At 42.1% G+C, this 14,818-nt stretch carries 27 protein-coding genes; 5 read left to right on the top strand and 22 right to left on the bottom strand.

Features of this window, described 5'->3' with window-relative positions; translation table 11 throughout:
* Positions 1-156: 156 nt before the first annotated feature.
* From AAAA78_RS18870 to AAAA78_RS18845, 6 genes are all read right to left on the bottom strand, one after another.
* Entirely contained in the window at positions 157-519 is a 363-nt protein-coding gene (locus AAAA78_RS18870) for a hypothetical protein (protein WP_340593762.1), read from the bottom strand.
* Between the two features lie 7 nt (positions 520-526).
* Complete coding sequence (locus AAAA78_RS18865; RefSeq protein WP_340593761.1) at positions 527-823, bottom strand: HU family DNA-binding protein; 297 nt, start codon at positions 821-823, stop codon at positions 527-529.
* A gap of 80 nt (positions 824-903) precedes the next feature.
* Positions 904-1,389, bottom strand: coding sequence for a BC1872 family protein (locus tag AAAA78_RS18860; protein ID WP_340593760.1), 486 nt, complete (start codon positions 1,387-1,389; stop codon positions 904-906).
* Positions 1,386-1,817 (bottom strand): hypothetical protein, encoded by a 432-nt coding sequence (locus AAAA78_RS18855; RefSeq protein WP_340593759.1) that lies wholly within the window; start codon positions 1,815-1,817, stop codon positions 1,386-1,388. The genes AAAA78_RS18860 and AAAA78_RS18855 overlap by 4 nt, the downstream gene beginning before the upstream one ends.
* A 2-nt stretch (positions 1,818-1,819) precedes the next feature.
* Entirely contained in the window at positions 1,820-2,479 is a 660-nt protein-coding gene (locus AAAA78_RS18850; protein WP_340593757.1) for a hypothetical protein, read from the bottom strand.
* The gene (locus AAAA78_RS18845; RefSeq protein WP_340593754.1) at positions 2,479-2,748 is read right to left on the bottom strand and encodes a hypothetical protein; all 270 of its coding nucleotides are present in this window, start codon (positions 2,746-2,748) and stop codon (positions 2,479-2,481) included. Before AAAA78_RS18845 ends, AAAA78_RS18850 begins: the two co-directional genes overlap by 1 nt.
* A 202-nt stretch (positions 2,749-2,950) precedes the next feature.
* Here AAAA78_RS18845 and AAAA78_RS18840 point away from each other — a divergent pair, with 202 nt between their 5' ends.
* From AAAA78_RS18840 to AAAA78_RS18830, 3 genes are read left to right on the top strand one after another with little or no spacing between them, the layout of a single operon-like run.
* A complete protein-coding gene (locus AAAA78_RS18840) occupies positions 2,951-3,295 on the top strand; it encodes a nucleotidyltransferase domain-containing protein (protein WP_340593752.1) in 345 nt (114 codons plus the stop codon).
* Positions 3,264-3,662 carry a HEPN domain-containing protein gene (locus AAAA78_RS18835; RefSeq protein ID WP_340593751.1) on the top strand — a complete coding sequence of 133 codons (399 nt, stop codon included), beginning with the start codon at positions 3,264-3,266 and terminating at the stop codon, positions 3,660-3,662. Before AAAA78_RS18840 ends, AAAA78_RS18835 begins: the two co-directional genes overlap by 32 nt.
* A 12-nt stretch (positions 3,663-3,674) precedes the next feature.
* Positions 3,675-3,872 carry a hypothetical protein gene (locus AAAA78_RS18830; RefSeq protein WP_340593748.1) on the top strand — a complete coding sequence of 66 codons (198 nt, stop codon included), beginning with the start codon at positions 3,675-3,677 and terminating at the stop codon, positions 3,870-3,872.
* Positions 3,873-4,048: 176 nt separating this feature from the next.
* Here AAAA78_RS18830 and AAAA78_RS18825 read toward each other — a convergent pair whose 3' ends face one another.
* The 13 genes from AAAA78_RS18825 to AAAA78_RS18765 all read right to left on the bottom strand — a co-directional run bounded on the left by AAAA78_RS18825 (position 4,049) and on the right by AAAA78_RS18765 (position 11,729).
* Positions 4,049-4,237 carry a hypothetical protein gene (locus AAAA78_RS18825; protein WP_340593744.1) on the bottom strand — a complete coding sequence of 63 codons (189 nt, stop codon included), beginning with the start codon at positions 4,235-4,237 and terminating at the stop codon, positions 4,049-4,051.
* Positions 4,234-4,506, bottom strand: a complete 273-nt coding sequence (locus tag AAAA78_RS18820) for a hypothetical protein (RefSeq protein ID WP_340593743.1) — start codon at positions 4,504-4,506, stop codon at positions 4,234-4,236. Before AAAA78_RS18820 ends, AAAA78_RS18825 begins: the two co-directional genes overlap by 4 nt.
* Before the next feature lie 420 nt (positions 4,507-4,926).
* Positions 4,927-5,355 (bottom strand): hypothetical protein, encoded by a 429-nt coding sequence (locus AAAA78_RS18815; RefSeq protein ID WP_340593742.1) that lies wholly within the window; start codon positions 5,353-5,355, stop codon positions 4,927-4,929.
* Positions 5,355-5,714: a hypothetical protein gene (locus tag AAAA78_RS18810; RefSeq protein WP_340593740.1), complete on the bottom strand. Its 360-nt coding sequence runs from the start codon at positions 5,712-5,714 to the stop codon at positions 5,355-5,357. Before AAAA78_RS18810 ends, AAAA78_RS18815 begins: the two co-directional genes overlap by 1 nt.
* Positions 5,715-5,725: 11 nt before the next feature.
* The gene (locus AAAA78_RS18805; protein WP_340593738.1) at positions 5,726-6,346 is read right to left on the bottom strand and encodes a hypothetical protein; all 621 of its coding nucleotides are present in this window, start codon (positions 6,344-6,346) and stop codon (positions 5,726-5,728) included.
* A gap of 4 nt (positions 6,347-6,350) precedes the next feature.
* Entirely contained in the window at positions 6,351-6,749 is a 399-nt protein-coding gene (locus tag AAAA78_RS18800) for a hypothetical protein (RefSeq protein ID WP_340593737.1), read from the bottom strand.
* 2 nt (positions 6,750-6,751) lie between these two features.
* Positions 6,752-7,150 (bottom strand): hypothetical protein, encoded by a 399-nt coding sequence (locus tag AAAA78_RS18795; RefSeq protein ID WP_340593736.1) that lies wholly within the window; start codon positions 7,148-7,150, stop codon positions 6,752-6,754.
* Positions 7,151-7,722: 572 nt separating this feature from the next.
* On the bottom strand, positions 7,723-8,106 hold the full coding sequence (locus tag AAAA78_RS18790; protein WP_340593734.1) for a hypothetical protein: 384 nt from the start codon (positions 8,104-8,106) through the stop codon (positions 7,723-7,725).
* A 14-nt stretch (positions 8,107-8,120) separates the two neighbouring features.
* Positions 8,121-8,750, bottom strand: a complete 630-nt coding sequence (locus tag AAAA78_RS18785; protein WP_340593733.1) for a matrixin family metalloprotease — start codon at positions 8,748-8,750, stop codon at positions 8,121-8,123.
* Complete coding sequence (locus AAAA78_RS18780; RefSeq protein WP_340593731.1) at positions 8,747-9,034, bottom strand: hypothetical protein; 288 nt, start codon at positions 9,032-9,034, stop codon at positions 8,747-8,749. The genes AAAA78_RS18785 and AAAA78_RS18780 overlap by 4 nt, the downstream gene beginning before the upstream one ends.
* A gap of 281 nt (positions 9,035-9,315) precedes the next feature.
* Entirely contained in the window at positions 9,316-9,918 is a 603-nt protein-coding gene (locus tag AAAA78_RS18775) for a hypothetical protein (protein WP_340593729.1), read from the bottom strand.
* 15 nt (positions 9,919-9,933) lie between these two features.
* On the bottom strand, positions 9,934-10,611 hold the full coding sequence (locus AAAA78_RS18770; RefSeq protein ID WP_340593728.1) for a hypothetical protein: 678 nt from the start codon (positions 10,609-10,611) through the stop codon (positions 9,934-9,936).
* Positions 10,612-10,814: 203 nt separating this feature from the next.
* Entirely contained in the window at positions 10,815-11,729 is a 915-nt protein-coding gene (locus tag AAAA78_RS18765) for a hypothetical protein (RefSeq protein ID WP_340593727.1), read from the bottom strand.
* 194 nt (positions 11,730-11,923) lie between these two features.
* Here AAAA78_RS18765 and AAAA78_RS18760 point away from each other — a divergent pair, with 194 nt between their 5' ends.
* A complete protein-coding gene (locus AAAA78_RS18760) occupies positions 11,924-12,403 on the top strand; it encodes a hypothetical protein (RefSeq protein ID WP_340593725.1) in 480 nt (159 codons plus the stop codon).
* Positions 12,404-12,438: 35 nt separating this feature from the next.
* Positions 12,439-13,257 carry a histidine phosphatase family protein gene (locus tag AAAA78_RS18755; protein ID WP_340593723.1) on the top strand — a complete coding sequence of 273 codons (819 nt, stop codon included), beginning with the start codon at positions 12,439-12,441 and terminating at the stop codon, positions 13,255-13,257.
* Here AAAA78_RS18755 and AAAA78_RS18750 read toward each other — a convergent pair.
* The 3 genes from AAAA78_RS18750 to AAAA78_RS18740 are packed head-to-tail and all read right to left on the bottom strand — an operon-like array spanning position 13,254 to position 14,816.
* Positions 13,254-13,430, bottom strand: a complete 177-nt coding sequence (locus tag AAAA78_RS18750; protein WP_340593722.1) for a hypothetical protein — start codon at positions 13,428-13,430, stop codon at positions 13,254-13,256. The genes AAAA78_RS18755 and AAAA78_RS18750 overlap by 4 nt on opposite strands.
* Positions 13,423-14,463: a hypothetical protein gene (locus AAAA78_RS18745; protein WP_340593721.1), complete on the bottom strand. Its 1,041-nt coding sequence runs from the start codon at positions 14,461-14,463 to the stop codon at positions 13,423-13,425. Before AAAA78_RS18745 ends, AAAA78_RS18750 begins: the two co-directional genes overlap by 8 nt.
* On the bottom strand, positions 14,460-14,816 hold the full coding sequence (locus tag AAAA78_RS18740) for a hypothetical protein (protein WP_340593720.1): 357 nt from the start codon (positions 14,814-14,816) through the stop codon (positions 14,460-14,462). The genes AAAA78_RS18745 and AAAA78_RS18740 overlap by 4 nt, the downstream gene beginning before the upstream one ends.
* Between the last annotated feature and the right edge of the window lie 2 nt (positions 14,817-14,818).

Genomic DNA, 14,818 nt, shown 5'->3' with positions numbered 1-14,818 from the left:
TCTTCGGCCACACTTTTGGAAGCTGAAGCTACCGTTTCCGATATAGCGACATTGCTTTTAACGACCTGATTTAGTTGGTTCATGACTGAGAAATCTCCCCCACTTCAATGAGTTTCGCGATTTCTTTTGAGAGGTCTGCCCGTAAATCAAATCCTTTTATTCAGCCGCCATTAACTGAATGGTCATTTCCCAGAAATCGGGATTCTCCACTTTTGCGATAGCTTCGAGAATTGATGGGTGCCTAAATGTGGAGGGATTTGATACCCACTGTTGATACTCTGACTCGGTCAGATCAACGTGGCCCCATTGAGTGTCTCGATACATGGCTCTCTGTCGTTCCGTCTCTTTGTAAACAAGGAACGCCCGCATAGCGCCGGAGATAAATCTCTCTTTAACCATTTCTGCAAAAGGGCCACTGGCATGGTTACCGAAAGAATCTCTGATCTCCAATGGTGATTCTTGGAGTGTTTCCACTCCAAGCTTTGAACAAATAATGGTGATCAGTTCTGATTTATTCATTAAGTCCTTACCAGTGATTCCAATCAATTCTCTTATCGATTGAATTCTTCAGGCTCTTTGCGGATTGGAACCGGAGATACCATCTCGCGGGGATCTTCATCGCTTTTTTAGTCTTCGGATTCACCACAGTGCGAGCTCCGCGCTTCACCTTGGTGAATCTTCCAAAGTTAGTGATGGTAGGATCATCCCCCTTGCGAACTGCCGTGGTGATAATCTGTAGTGTCTTATCAAGCATCTTTGTCACGTCCTTTACCGACAGGCCAGTTTCCTCAGATACTTTTTTGATCAGCTGCTTTTTGTTCATTCTTCCTCACTTCGCTTTTCCTTGTGAACAGTGCTAATATACTTTTTCATATCAAATGATATGATTCTTTATATTGAACCCTACTTGCTGAGCTCTTCGTTGAACCTTTGACTTTGTCGTTTTAAGAGAGTTCTTAGGCCAACCGCAGCCAAGCAAATTGCCACCGAAGCCTGCGTGGAAGTTCCAGTCTTCGTTACCTTTCCTCCCCTTTGATTCTTCAGAAACGAAGCCGTGTAAATTAACCCACGCTTCTCACATGTCCCGGTGATGAGCATGAATTCAAACCCGCTTGATTTCATTGCTGCTACCACCTGCATCGCCATATTCATATCCTTAGAATATTCCTGAGTGACAAAGAACGAATATGGGACCACTCCGCGATTTGGCCATTGATACGTTTCTTCATCGAATCCTGGCGGCACAAGAACTTTTCCTTGTTCTGGGAGTGGACCATCAAAATCATATTGAGGAGCTTGAATTTCTTTCCAACCCATCAACTCTTTTGCAATCAGGACGTTGAGATCTTTGTAAATCTTGTTTTTAATGGTGGCTTTCTTTAAGGTCATACAACCCTCCATACTTGAGTTTTTCGATTTCGAAACGAGGCTTTGATTAGGCTACGAAGAACCCAATCAGTCTTGTGCTTTGTCGGCCATCCTCTGCCGTTCACGTTGTAGACAAAACCTTTGTGAACAAGGATCATATGCCCGCCAATTTTGCCTTTACCTTTGATGGGCACGCTGATGAAGTATGTGTTCTTTGTGTCTTCAGTAAATTTAGTTTCTTTTAAAAGAATGTTGTTCTTTTCAGCGGCCTCAAAGAAATAGTTTCTGAATGTACCAAAGCGTTTACTGAGTCGGCACTGGCGTTTTAAAACTTTTAGCGGAACAGGCCTCCCAAGGAGAATCAATAGATTGTAGAGAGCGACGGGAACACAACTCCATCCATCTTGCTGGGAAATTGGTTTTAGACTATTTTTTCTAGATTCTTTCATATCTAATACACCTTTCCTTTTACGGTTTGGTGATAGTGCTTTTTAAAATTCTCCATTGCCCAGGAATACTCTTTTGCCAGCCCACCAAAATTCTTGAAGGCTTGTATTGAGTGGCTACCAAAATCAATAGGCCAAGGCCGCCCATTGCTGTCCACGATTACATTCTGCTCATGCAGATCACTGAGATGGAAACCGATCTCAAATGCCCGCATATTTATAGCCGTGGCCAGTGGAACGCGCCCTCTGCCACTTCGCAGATAGCACTTATCCTTCCTTGAGCAATAAAATGTTCCCAACATGTTCTGAGGGTGTTTACCAGAGAAGTGAGGCATAACAATTCCAAGATACTTATCTTGGGTAGACGTATCGATACAAAATCGAACAACTGCCACTCTCTTCTTATAGAAGCAATTAATCAAAGCAGCTTCCCAAACTATGTCTTCATGGGCGCCCTGAGCTCGGAGATAGAGATTTCTGGCATCCTGCTCTTTAGTCAGTTTTGTATCTGCGAATACCTTCACTCCGATCTTGCGATTGTATGGGTGCTTAAAATAATGGCCGGAAGATCCATTCGGAGAATTTTTGTCAAAAAGGAAATAGAAAGGGTATTTCCCAATGGTGACTGATTCTAGTTTTTGACTTCTAGAATCGACGTTAATCATTATTTATCACCTTCGGTAGAGTTCACAATTTCAGAATCATCAACTGTTACCTTAAAAACTCCGGACCTAGAAAAAATATATGAAGCCAGGGCACTGCCGAGGTAAAATGAAGTTAAACCCAACGAAAAGAGAGTAACTACTAAGGAAGGTTCGGGCATCTCAAAATAGATAGCCAACGAACAGAACACAAGGCCAATAAAAAATGCAACAAATGCAGCTTTCGTAATCTGAGAGCGTTCCACATAAATTCTTTTAGGAATAAGCGCCACTCGTCCTCCGTAGCAATGAAATATGACGTTAGTACCATAATAAATTGATTTTACCATGTTTACCATGTTAACTGGGAATTTGTTTCACTATGAGGCGCTGAATACGATCATTTTTCTCCCCAGCCCCATTTAAACCAATGGGGAGAGGTAATTCCGATAGTTTTTTCTTGCAATGTAATACATTTTGTAATACATTATTAGCATGAACTACGATCAATCAAAAACCTCAGAGTTAAATAAAGTGCTCCTGATGATTATTGAGATCTTTGATCCAGAAAAAATCATCCTCTTTGGCTCTCAAGCCAGGGGCGACTACAGAGAAGACTCTGACTTCGACTTGTTGATTGTCGATTCTGCAAAGCCAAATCACATTGGCGACCTTAAAATCGCCACAGTGAAAGCAAGAATAAAACTGATCTACGAAGCCATTAAAACGACTTCAGCAGAGATCGAAAAGTACCAAAACTCCTCCAATCACCTCTTGGCGAAAGCTAAGAAAGAAGGAGTAGTACTTTATGAAAGAGCAAGCAAAAACCCTGATAACTAAGGCTATGGATGATCTAGCTCTGGTGGAAAAGCTCGTTTCGGATGAGCGCCAGCATGACAACTGTGGAAATCACTTAGCGCAAACCACGGAGAAGTTCCTTAAAGCTCTGTGTGAACTTGAAGATCTCACATATCCGAAGAATGGCAAGAACGGCCACATGCTCGATCTATTATTCAGTATTGTTCGCGACTCCAATAAGTTTGGCTTTATTGATGACTATCTGGAGTTGATCAGACTTGATGTTTACGATTCTGGGAGCCGATACGACTACGTGATGGATTCTGAGCGTGTGAATTTAAATAAGTATTACGGCCTTAATCAAGGTTTCATGAAAGAAGTACTGAAAGTGTACAAGGATAAGAAGTAGGTTGGTGAGAAAATGGCTAAGAAAGAAAAAGCGTCCGTTTTTGAAAAGGATTTGAAAGGGAAAGTACAGCCTGTAAGATTGAGCGCAAAGGAACTTCAGCACATTGAAGCTCAGGCCAAGAAATATTGTAATGGGAACATATCACAATGGATTCGCACAGCGGCCCTCAATTTTGATCCCAACCTCTCGACAAAAAAGATCAAGGAATAGGCTGCTGAACCTTCTTCTTAAATACTCCTCAGGACATTCACTTCAAAAGAGTTAAAAATAGCAACCTTGTGTTTTCTTATATATTTGAAATACCTAGTGAAATTCTGGTGAGAGCCTGCTATTACAGGTGGTTCCGGAAATTTTCCGGAACCTTTGAAATACCACCCTTGAAAAGATTAAGTGAAATCCAGGCTCCCCTTAGTTTCATTGCCTTTTGAATCAATAAAGACGTAGTGAACAACTTCCCCACCGCACTCATCTTCATTCATGCCTTTTGAGGAAAGTACCTGCTCCACTTTGTCTTTTGATGGGCAATTAGTCACCTGGAGGCCTGAACAGTGTGGGTCGATATAGATCAACTTCATTTTGTCTCCTTCTCTTTCTCTGCGCGTTTTATGCACACCTTACACATATTTGAAGCTTTGAGATCATTCGCATTATGAGTGGTTCGAAGAATGCAATCGCTTTCGCCGCGACCTAGCTTATGATGAACGAGGTATTTGCAATCCAAGTAGCGGTGGAATTTCACAGTTCCGATATAGCGACGAAATCCGTCGACATAGTAAGCCCACACTTCGCCTTCATTCAGGTCTGCTCGCCCGATAGTCTGAACGCTTGGATTATACTCACTCATAAATGCCTGGTCATATTGAAGGCACAATCGAATCTCGTATGAATTTTATTGCGAGGCGGAAGTTCTATTTCAAGTGCGCTCGCAAGTCTTTGCACATACAGGCAATATTCACTCGAATCAACGGATGGATTAAATAGACTTTCGAGCTCTCCAAGAATAATTTCGAAATTGATCGACGCGCCAGACGACAAGAGACCAGGAATATTTTCAATAATATCGGCCCATCTCTTTACCGATCTGATGCTCGGAAGAATCACTGAGAAGTTTCTGTTGTACGGCCCAAGATCGACCAGGAAATCGTCTTCAGATATCTGTTGGCCTATCCTCATCAAGCGAACGGCTAAAATGTGATCTGTTACAATTCGTTGAAGAACGTCACTGTGTTTCTTTTGTGGGACAAATGTTAAAGTACTCATAATTCTATTTCTTTCTTGGATCGTGATAATCAATACGATAGGTAATGTACTGGGTGGACATATTGCAGTATTCAATTACGCGAGTAAGGATAAGATCATTTCTTCCATAATAGGCGTTTAGGAATTGTTGAACTTTTTTGCCATTTAAACCTTCTCCAAACCATCGACCATCGCCAAAAACTTCTTTACCCGCGCTGGAATACTTTTGTGAATCAAAACTGTGAAGACAGTCCGTCCAGTCAGTAGCATTGCATTTTGGCGAAGGGCCTCCCCAAATTGTGAACGGATCAAAACTGTATGGGAATTCCTGCTTTGTACGTGGAGGGTTTGATCTCACTAAATCCTTGTCGATATCAAAGAATTCCATGAATCTAGGATTACCCGAACCGTTACATTCGATAAAACGATCACTAAAGTACATCATTCCTTTCATTAAAACTCCCCCTTAGCATCGTTCCAGTGTTGCCCTTTTAGAACTTTAATCTTTCCGTCAATACGAATTTCGAATCTCAATGCAACTCTAACAGAACCTATACCACCCTTGAGATCACTAACCTCCAACATATCGATAGCTTTTGTCCGCGAGTCGTATTTCAGGTCATTCATATCGGCAAATACGAGGAGGCTTTTACCCTCCAATTTTGCTTGAAAAGCATAAAGATCTGGATCTGCAACAACGTCCAAATGTCGAGCTTCCAGGTATTTTACAGGTAAATTTATCGCCTTTTGAATTTCATGAAATGTAATAGGATCTGGATTTTCAGTCGTAACCATAGCGTTTGATTTAATCATATTATCCTTCTCTAACAACCGCTACATTTGCAGTCGAATGAATCGCACATAGGACAGTAAGCGCTTCCTGAACGGGTAGGAACATCTTTTTTCCCTCTCAGAAATGCTTTCGGGTAATTATCATTTAAGTACTTCAGAAGTTCCGGAAAATAATACTCTTTGTTTCTTTCGTTCTGAATAAATGCGGACAGATAATCAACCACCTCATCAAATGATGAGTATCTGCGATCACTGATGTCTTGTTCATTTACGATATGACTCCCCTCCATAAGAAACACTTTGTGCTTCTTTGATAAGGAGTTTCTGCGACCCATGAAAGCCGCCCATAAAAATGTGTCGTCTTCTTGATAGCGCTTTTCGATCCAAAGTCCTTGGAAGGATAAATATTCATTTGGTGGAATCACCATGTAAGAGTTCGCAAAATCAGAAAACTTTGATTCTACTGCTTCCGTCAAATTTTCGTGAACCCACTTCTCAAGCTTCTCCTGTCGCCCGTTTAGAATAAGTTCAAGAGGTGTTGCTCCACCTAGATTAGAATTTGCAGTGTTAAAGAAAGACGCTGTCTTCTCACTCCCCTTAAAGAAGTCATGAATTTTCACGATCATTGCGATAAAAGAGGGGGTGATTTTCATATTATTACTCTTTTGGTGTCTGTTGTTTAGACTTATATAGGAACTTGACACTTTCCTTCGCTCGCGCTAGCGCCTGTCTAATTCCATGTTGCTGCTCAAGGATCTGATCTGCAAGATGGGATGCATTCTTTCTCGAAGTATCAACGGGCACCACGAGAAGAATTTGTTCGTATGTCGTGCACGGCGGAGGAGTTACTGGGCATTCTTCTGTCATCTCCTCATAGAGAAATAGTTTACCGTCAGTGATACGCGCTTTTACGCCGAAAGCTTGTTCTACTGAGAGGGTAGAAATCGCCATCTGTTTTTGATACGGATCGTGAACAAATTCTTTATATAAAGAAACCGCAACTATTGTTGCGATAAAACACACACTTAAAATTTGTGAAATGGTTAAATTTCGCATAATCACCTCGATAGCGGGCTCTCAGTATTGTTTTTGTTTCTAGATAATTCAGAAAGAATTTCTGCCTTCGACGCTCGGATCTGCTCAGATAAATTTAAAATGTTTTCTTTAGAAGAATCGACCGCTACTCTTAAAAGAATTTTCTTTTTTTTCGGACATTCTCCACCTCCGATTTTCACACACGGAGTTGATTCGATTTGGTATAGAATCATTTGCCCTTCGGAAATGCTCGTTTTTACACCAAATGTTTCCTCGGCAACCTTTTCAGCTTCAGACAGCAAAAGGTTTTGGCGATGATTTTCTGTATAGATAAGACTTATTTCCTTTGAATAGATCACAATCAAAGAAAGAAGAAGTAAGACGAAACCGACTCTAGTTATCATTCGTAAACAATCAATCATGGATGCTCCTAGTTTATAGTTGCCTTGAGTGGACGCTTGCCGCGCCTTACAAGATTAGGGACAATCAATTCTCCGATCATCCCTGTGTGTCTGTTGGGTTTTCTGCCCTTGGGAGGGGAGTCACCCACGCTATCACCGTACAGGGCCCAGGCTATCTAGGCCTACCCAGTCGCTATCTCGAGCAACTGAGGTCCGGTGAGTACCACACCGCTATCCACTCAAAGCTAAAGCGTCTCACGACGCGTACTTGAGTTTTTCAGGAGCCTTTTGCGGAACCCCTGAAGTGGGTATAGAGGGTCAATAGCCCACTCTACCGACTCCGGCATTCTGCTCTCGCATAGGCATTCGGAGCGCACGTTGCATGGTCCGATTCTGAGCTCAGCATCCAGTTGCTGGCTATTTCCCGCGAGAACCAGAGTCTTGCCAACTTTCCGCATGGCAACCTCGTAGAAAGCGCACAGCATTGGATGCGCTACGGTCGGGTGATCTTTTCCGACACTCGTAATTTAAATTCTATCTCACGATTACCTATTTTACCATCTTTACCAGTTTATTGGTCAATTTGATACAATCTACATTTGCTGCTTGAAGTACCTGCTCGCAGGGGTAGGTATAAAGACCACTTTAGGTCCAGAAATCGCATTTCTCATTACGTCGATGTCTGCTTGTCGCAGAGCCATTCCCCCGACTACATCCAAATCTGGAAAGACTGAACAAAATTCTTGCCCTTCCTCAAACGAACACAGTTCCACTGACGCGGACATCGTTCCAAATAACGACGATTTAACCTTTACGAGAGCATGGTCGGCTTCAGGAAGGAAAAGCATGATTTGATCTTGTATTGCTCTCTCGCTGTCGGAGTGGATCCCGACATCATGGCGACCGAAAGTGTAAGTTAGGCTTGCATAACTCACAGCTGAAGAAACCATTGCAAAAATTACGGCAAACATTTTCATATTAGACTCCTTTGTTAATATTCACACTTCAAAGATTGAGTGGAGATGGAATCCAGAACGACCCTGTTGCTTCCACTACTTAGACGACTGTTCATCACCGAGGTCGAGGCGGCGCTGTGGTCAAGACCGAGAACGTGGCCAAGTTCATGAAGCATCAGGGCTTCGATGTTGACCATGCTCCAAATTCCTGGTGTTGCTGGACGAGTGATCTCATTGAATTTCCAATAAAACCCGTAGTGTGAACCGTTAATTGCAATGTCCGTTTCGTTCATTGCATCTCCGACCCAAGATAGTCGCGTTTCGCCTTGAATTATCATCTTACTTTCTGGCCAATCTGTTTTATAATAGATCACATTGACCATGTCTCGGTTGTAGTTATTTACACCGCCATATCTGGGAGACTCAACAATCTGAATGACTTGGCGGCCAGCGGCCACATTCCAACTTTCAGCGGCAGCCTTAATGGCAGGAATCATTTCTTCAGGAACCGAAGAATGAAGGAATATCTTAACTGGAGAGTTTCCTTTCCAAGATATTCTTTCGCCATAGACATTCTGTCTATACCCGCAAGGCTCTTCTCGCTGATGTGTCGGCATACAAGCCTGAACAAGCATTGAAATAAGCAACAAGATCAAGAACTTCACAAGGAAACTCCGGTCTTGGAAATCTTTGAAACGCTTCGATAGTCTTTCTGAAAATTGTCTTCTGAGACGCTGCGGAAAGTATCGTCCGGAAACTTAACTATCCAATCGCCGGGATTGACCTTTACTAGACCCTCTGGCGTTTGCATGTGTCTACCCTGGCGACCAAGAAAGGTAACGGCTTCACAATACGGAAGGCCCCAATCGTCTTCCATGTACATACATGAAATTTCATCAACGAACTGAGCTGCCTGAACGACCACTTCATTCTTATAAAGAAATTCCACACATACTCCTTGTTGACTATTTAATTTTATACCGCATTTACCGTGTTTCCCATGTTTACCTTGGTAGCCGATCAAGATGAGACATTTCTGTGATCTACATGGACCTCCATAGACTTGTGGAGGCTATTTTTCGAGACATTGCCAACCATCGGGAGTGTTATCCATTCGTATGCGGCAATCCAAAGGAGAAAATTTATTCTGTCAAAATGATCGCATTCATAATGTATTCAAATTGACAGAATATTATGAAAGATTCTCGGAGAGATTTTTTTAGAAAGATCTTAAGAAACGTGGTTGTATTTCATCCACGCCTTGAGCGTCGGGAGATTCAACTTCAAATCTTGAGCAATCTCTTTTGGCGCTTTACCTTCGGCGAGCATCTGCTTCACCATCAATTTTCTCTGTTCAGACTCTTCGCTCGTTGGTCGCTTACTGATCCTCTTAAGGATTTCTGGATAGTGCCGATTCAAATACCTGCCAAGTGAGTGCTCGTTTACACCCATTAATTTTGCCATATCGCGAAGGCTCTGTGATCTACTTGCAAATGAAATGATCGCGCTCTCATCTCCATACTTTCTTTGAGCAGGAGTCCTAGCTTTTAATCCGAGTTGCTTCAAAGATTTGGTAACAAAAGTATGCTTACAAGCCGTTTCCTGCGCGATCTCAGTGACTGTACGGCCTTTCCTACATAGGTCAGCGATCATCTCAAGTTTATTGGATCTGTTCGCGCTAACCCCTCCGCTGTCTCTTGATAGACCGTACATCTGAATAATCTGTTGTACCCTTTGGCGAGACACTCCGTACTCTTGGCCGATAGCCTCAAGGGTCATGCCACTTCGAAACTTTGCGACTATATCTTCATTTCTTTTTGAGCATTTAGACATACAATCACTCCTCAACTATTCAACAAAGACTGTTGTTCCTGGGATTACTTGATCGTCATCTGTTACCACGACGCTCGCATCATCGCGCGGCTTGATCTTGATGATGTATTCATCACCACGACAGATCGGGAAGAGAATCTTGTCTTCATTTGAAGATAGGTACTCCCCGTCCCAGAACCACTTTTCAGGATAGTCCTTCTTGACGTAATGACCGACATTTGGCTTTAAAGTCTTAAGAAGGGCTTTTCTGCCAATGTTGCTTTTGGGTATGTGCCTAGCAAGATCGGGATCAAGTTTGATCACTTCGCCATAGATGTCTGGGAAGACTTCCTTCAAGTGCGTCACAATCTTAGGAACTTCCTCCTTCTGGTAGGAAGCTATTTCACCACCAAAAAGCGCTTCTGGCCTTCTCTTCAGAAGGAAAAGAAGATTTTTCGCCGTGAAGTTGTCTTTGTGAATGAATTCGTCACGATGGATAAATTCCACGGTGTTCGAGAATGCATTAAAAAGAGAGTATGGCATGTAAACCCAGTCACCCACGATAACCATTCTGGGCCTTGCGCCCTTGAGTGATTCTTTGAATTTCGCAGATATTTCCTCTTTTTTATTTATCCATGAATAAAAGTCTTTTGATCTGGAGGTGTATCCGTATTCTTTTTTCTCGCGTCCGTATGGACAATGTTTTCCATTCAAAGAAGGGCATCTAAGAATACACTCACCACTTTTGAAAACTTCGCAATTCTCAGAATTAGTGCAATAGACCTCGGTGTGGACTGATTTTGCGTTCTTGCTTTGCTTAAACGGCGAACGAAGTGGATTGAATGTCTGAGCATAAATCATTTTACTATCCGACACATGAACTCCAATCTGTAAACCTTGTCTGAAAATTTACGAAACTACTTCTTATTCAACTTGTAAGTGTTGTCACTATTCATGTTCTTTGAATCTGGTTTCTCCAAAAACTCCCCAATAACCGTCCAACCTTCATCCATCAACTGCTTAAGCTGTGAATATGAAATTTCGTATGCATCTTTTGGTTGATAAGTGCTGGAATCTCCAAAGCCTCCAATGGTGTAACTCGCTTGCTTTAATGACAAAGCCTTGCTGATTTCCGAAACCTTCTCTGGGGTATTCATGTACTGGATTTCCAACTTATCCTTGGAAGGTTGTATGTAGTATCCGGAAACAAAACCGTAGTTGTCGTAGTAGCTGATAGTGATAGATTTTTGATTGATCTTGATTTTAAAATCCAAATACTCCTGTGTTTTCGGATTATCTCTCACAAGATCATATACATTTTTAATTGCAAGACTCTTAGTTCTTCCTACTTGCACAGCCTCAGTTTCAAAATGCCCTGGTTTATTCTCAATAAATTCCAAGACAGCGGATGCTTTAAACCCAACTTCTTTAGCAACAGCGCTGACAGTTACAGGCTTACCTGGAGAAAGCTTTTGAAGATACAACTTAGCTTTTCCGAGTCTCGCGACTGAAAGTGCAAGAATGTTGTTTTGCCCTTTTTGTTCCATACCGATAACAAAAACTTCGTATTCAGCTTTACCCTCTTCGCCCCAGGATTTTTCTATTTTTGGATATGCGACGGTTTCTTGGCCTTTGTAACATTCGTAAATCACCTTTTGCGCCACCTCAGCGGAGTCCGTTGTCCAAACTGGCATTCCTGATGTCACATCAGTCATTTCTTCAACGAAAAAAACAGGTCGCTCATAAGTCATGTATGCGGGACCAAAGGTTTCAAGTTCGTAGTTCAAAACCATAACGACTTTCGTCTGTTTGTTTCTGATTCCGAATCTCATAGGCACCTCTTTCGCTAGAGACCTCAGAATAACACAAAGCTTCATTAAAATGTATTAACTTACTGTTTTTGCGTCGTTTTTTACCAAAAGTATACATTTTACAAAAATTTGTTACCAAATGAGGCATTTTAATGTCTTATCATTTACATACGGCGTCATTGTTGATATAAATTACTGATAGCGAGGAGAACTATATGAATAGCTTCTTTAAAGCCAAAAACAAGCTCGAGGCTACTTCACAAATTTGGGAAAGAATCGCGATGGTTCCTGATGAGCTCAAGGGCGCCGTTCTTGACGCGATCATGGCCTATTCAAAGAATAGTAGAACACTCAAAAAGTACCCCATGTCGATCAAATGTCATTATGAAAAACCAAGCTTCGCCTTGAGCGATGGGGATCTTCTTTATGGATTCGCCCTAAAGAAACTTGGTGCCCTCTCTGTATCAACAGAAAGAGTTTATTGTGGAAGTTCAGACACAGTCCTCTGGCACCAGGCGGAACAACTCTCTGAGGGACAGCGAGCTCCCGCAGGTCAGGTAGGCGTATTTGTAGTTGAATGCGGATCCGGAGGAAGTGGTAATCGTCCTTGGATGGTTGAATTGTGGATTGGTCAAAATCAACAAATTTCAAACTCAACAATTGCCATATCAGATGTCAATGCCACGAAATCTTAATGAGTAACTCCAATCAACAATTCTAAGGAGATCCTATGGGCCTACCTTCAAAAATCACACTGATCCGTCACGGTGAATCTGAAGCAAATATCTTTAATAGGTTGTTGGATTCAGGAAAGATCAAATCGGCTCCGGACTTCGTAAAAAGAACTCCAGATCGAGAGGTTAAATTAACCCCGGTAGGAGTCAAACAGGCCAAAGAAACGGGCCTTGCGCTTAAACGTGATCAGCAAGCAGACATTGACCGTCTATCTTTTGATTACATTGTTTGCTCAGATCATACAAGAGCTAAGGAAACGATGGGGCACATCCTTATTGAAGCGGGAATGACGTCAGCAGAAGTATCAATAGATCCACTGATTGGCGAGCGTAATTGGGGCGACGTTCTTGAGCTATCAAGCGAACAGCGGGCTCATGTTAAGAAAATGAGAAAAATCGATCCATATAACTCATGTATGCCAAATGGCGAACACATTCTGATCACTAAGCTTCGCGCTAGAACCCTCATTGAGAGACTTGTTAGGGGCGGATACGAGAACGTATTGATAGTTTCCCATGGAGAGTTTATTGAATCTTTCATTTCTGAGATTTGTAAGATGAGGACTGAGAAATTTAAAGAGTTCTTCCATGACTCACAGGTTGGAGACATAAAGAACTGCCAGGTGATCACCGTTCTCTCGGAAGGTGGCAAGGCTAAAAAGATCCACTCTCGCAACTTCTTCTATGGAATAGATCATGGGGAGATAGGCATTCCAAAGGAGAAAATGACACCAAGTGATTTACTTGCCGAAACAGCGAAAGTGCAGGGCTTCTTGGACAAGATTCCTGAAGCCAACCAAGAGGAAGAAGCTTAAGGGAGTTTTTTATCTTCGGAAAGGGCCTTTTCGGCCCTTTTTATATCTCCCTTGCACGCGTCTTTCTCAAATACTTCAGCGCGAGTAAGCGTCTGTTTAGCTTCAAGGACTGCGAGGCGTTTTTTTGTTTTTTCGAGAAAATGCTTAATGATTTCTTTTTCTGAACTACTCAAACTTCCCTCCTTTGCTTAGCGACTCTTCCGTCTTTACCTCATTAATTATTTCTTCACATTCGCCTTTCAGCTTTGACACCATCGAAATATGATTTCCAGCTGTCGTACTAATGTGCAGAGAATACATTCTATGAGAATGATCAAGGGCGCGTCGCAATCTTTCAATCTGAACATCCTTAGAGAATTCGGGATCTGAAATGTTGCTCCCCCAATGCTTCAAAGTATGCGGACCATCCTTCCCGATGTCCTGGGCATCAATATGACACTGAATCAATCGATCAATTCGGTCTTTCTGATGAATTTTGTATTTTGAAGGAAGTGCGGTGTCCTTTAGTGAAAATCGATCATTCAGCTCATCCATAGTCCACACTCTCGCACAACGAATGTCACATGTGTACCCGGAGTCGTTATTCGCCCACCAAAGCAGAGAGTTCCCTACAGTATCCCTTGTGTCCTGAAGATAAAAGAGCTGGCCCTTAACTTCAGATGATTTCTTGTGGTCACCAAATGGAGATCCAACAATTTCCATAATTTCAAAATGGTCCTTTGGGTTTCGGCTGTACTGGGTTATATCAAGGTCTTTGATTATCAATTCTGCTCTTTGGGCCACCAATAGGAGACAGGAATTGGTCTGCTTTACAAGTTCTATCAAAAGCCTCAAAGATCTTTCTGTGCCCGTGTCTCCACAGAACAATTGAGATTCTTCAAGAACATATAGAGTGCACGTTTTAGACAGTTTTTGTTCTATGTCGGAAATGATCATTTCAAGTACGGAAGCTGGATCCATGTCTTCTTTCAGGAACTCACGGCCAGTCAGAAATTTCATTTCCCCCTGAATGCCTCTATACTCTCCTGCTCCCTTATAAAGGTCCACTATCACTACTTGTGACTTCATCAATCTAATAAATTCTCCAACCAAGCTTGCGCTAAAACGAGACTTGCCAGATCCGGGTTTTCCATGAACAAGAAGCACCTTTTCTTGGATTAATACCTGAAGTGCTGTTGTGACATTGGCGTCTGAAAGATGTTTCATGCGATCTCCTTTGATTCACGTAAAAAATCTGAAATTATAGGCATTACCAGAATAACAACCATTCTGGCGTGAACTGATGTCGGAGCTCCATTAAGTCGATCAACAAAGTGCTTCCAAGCTAGTTCTAGCTTTACTTCAGCGTTTTTGGCGAAGTTTTTTCCTGAAACATTTAGAGAAAAGACATCTCGCATTTCTTCAAATTCTTTTGTTCGGGACTTGAAGGCTTCAGTATTCCTACAAACCTGCGCAAGTTCATGAACAAGCACTTCGCTTCCTGAGAGGCATTTACTTGTAGATGTATCTTTTGCACAGACTTCATCTAAGAACTTAGTCACCAATTCATTAAACTCCATAA

It is taken from the genome of Bdellovibrio sp. BCCA (assembly GCF_037996825.1).
Taxonomy (GTDB): Bacteria; Bdellovibrionota; Bdellovibrionia; order Bdellovibrionales; family Bdellovibrionaceae; genus Bdellovibrio.
This window is presented reverse-complemented; position numbering and strand designations above follow the sequence as displayed.

Coding starts and splice junctions, on each gene's coding strand:
- AAAA78_RS18855 (WP_340593759.1), bottom strand. CDS start 1,817: ATGAAAGAATCTAGAAAAAATAGTCTAAAACCAATTTCCCAGCAAGAT.
- AAAA78_RS18755 (WP_340593723.1), top strand. CDS start 12,439: ATGGGCCTACCTTCAAAAATCACACTGATCCGTCACGGTGAATCTGAA.
- AAAA78_RS18800 (WP_340593737.1), bottom strand. CDS start 6,749: ATGCGAAATTTAACCATTTCACAAATTTTAAGTGTGTGTTTTATCGCA.
- AAAA78_RS18820 (WP_340593743.1), bottom strand. CDS start 4,506: ATGAGTGAGTATAATCCAAGCGTTCAGACTATCGGGCGAGCAGACCTG.
- AAAA78_RS18860 (WP_340593760.1), bottom strand. CDS start 1,389: ATGACCTTAAAGAAAGCCACCATTAAAAACAAGATTTACAAAGATCTC.
- AAAA78_RS18745 (WP_340593721.1), bottom strand. CDS start 14,463: ATGAAACATCTTTCAGACGCCAATGTCACAACAGCACTTCAGGTATTA.
- AAAA78_RS18825 (WP_340593744.1), bottom strand. CDS start 4,237: ATGAAGTTGATCTATATCGACCCACACTGTTCAGGCCTCCAGGTGACT.
- AAAA78_RS18840 (WP_340593752.1), top strand. CDS start 2,951: ATGAACTACGATCAATCAAAAACCTCAGAGTTAAATAAAGTGCTCCTG.
- AAAA78_RS18810 (WP_340593740.1), bottom strand. CDS start 5,714: ATGATTAAATCAAACGCTATGGTTACGACTGAAAATCCAGATCCTATT.
- AAAA78_RS18790 (WP_340593734.1), bottom strand. CDS start 8,106: ATGAAAATGTTTGCCGTAATTTTTGCAATGGTTTCTTCAGCTGTGAGT.
- AAAA78_RS18850 (WP_340593757.1), bottom strand. CDS start 2,479: ATGATTAACGTCGATTCTAGAAGTCAAAAACTAGAATCAGTCACCATT.
- AAAA78_RS18815 (WP_340593742.1), bottom strand. CDS start 5,355: ATGAAAGGAATGATGTACTTTAGTGATCGTTTTATCGAATGTAACGGT.
- AAAA78_RS18760 (WP_340593725.1), top strand. CDS start 11,924: ATGAATAGCTTCTTTAAAGCCAAAAACAAGCTCGAGGCTACTTCACAA.
- AAAA78_RS18870 (WP_340593762.1), bottom strand. CDS start 519: ATGAATAAATCAGAACTGATCACCATTATTTGTTCAAAGCTTGGAGTG.
- AAAA78_RS18765 (WP_340593727.1), bottom strand. CDS start 11,729: ATGAGATTCGGAATCAGAAACAAACAGACGAAAGTCGTTATGGTTTTG.
- AAAA78_RS18805 (WP_340593738.1), bottom strand. CDS start 6,346: ATGAAAATCACCCCCTCTTTTATCGCAATGATCGTGAAAATTCATGAC.
- AAAA78_RS18775 (WP_340593729.1), bottom strand. CDS start 9,918: ATGTCTAAATGCTCAAAAAGAAATGAAGATATAGTCGCAAAGTTTCGA.
- AAAA78_RS18865 (WP_340593761.1), bottom strand. CDS start 823: ATGAACAAAAAGCAGCTGATCAAAAAAGTATCTGAGGAAACTGGCCTG.
- AAAA78_RS18835 (WP_340593751.1), top strand. CDS start 3,264: ATGAAAGAGCAAGCAAAAACCCTGATAACTAAGGCTATGGATGATCTA.
- AAAA78_RS18795 (WP_340593736.1), bottom strand. CDS start 7,150: ATGATTGATTGTTTACGAATGATAACTAGAGTCGGTTTCGTCTTACTT.
- AAAA78_RS18740 (WP_340593720.1), bottom strand. CDS start 14,816: ATGGAGTTTAATGAATTGGTGACTAAGTTCTTAGATGAAGTCTGTGCA.
- AAAA78_RS18830 (WP_340593748.1), top strand. CDS start 3,675: ATGGCTAAGAAAGAAAAAGCGTCCGTTTTTGAAAAGGATTTGAAAGGG.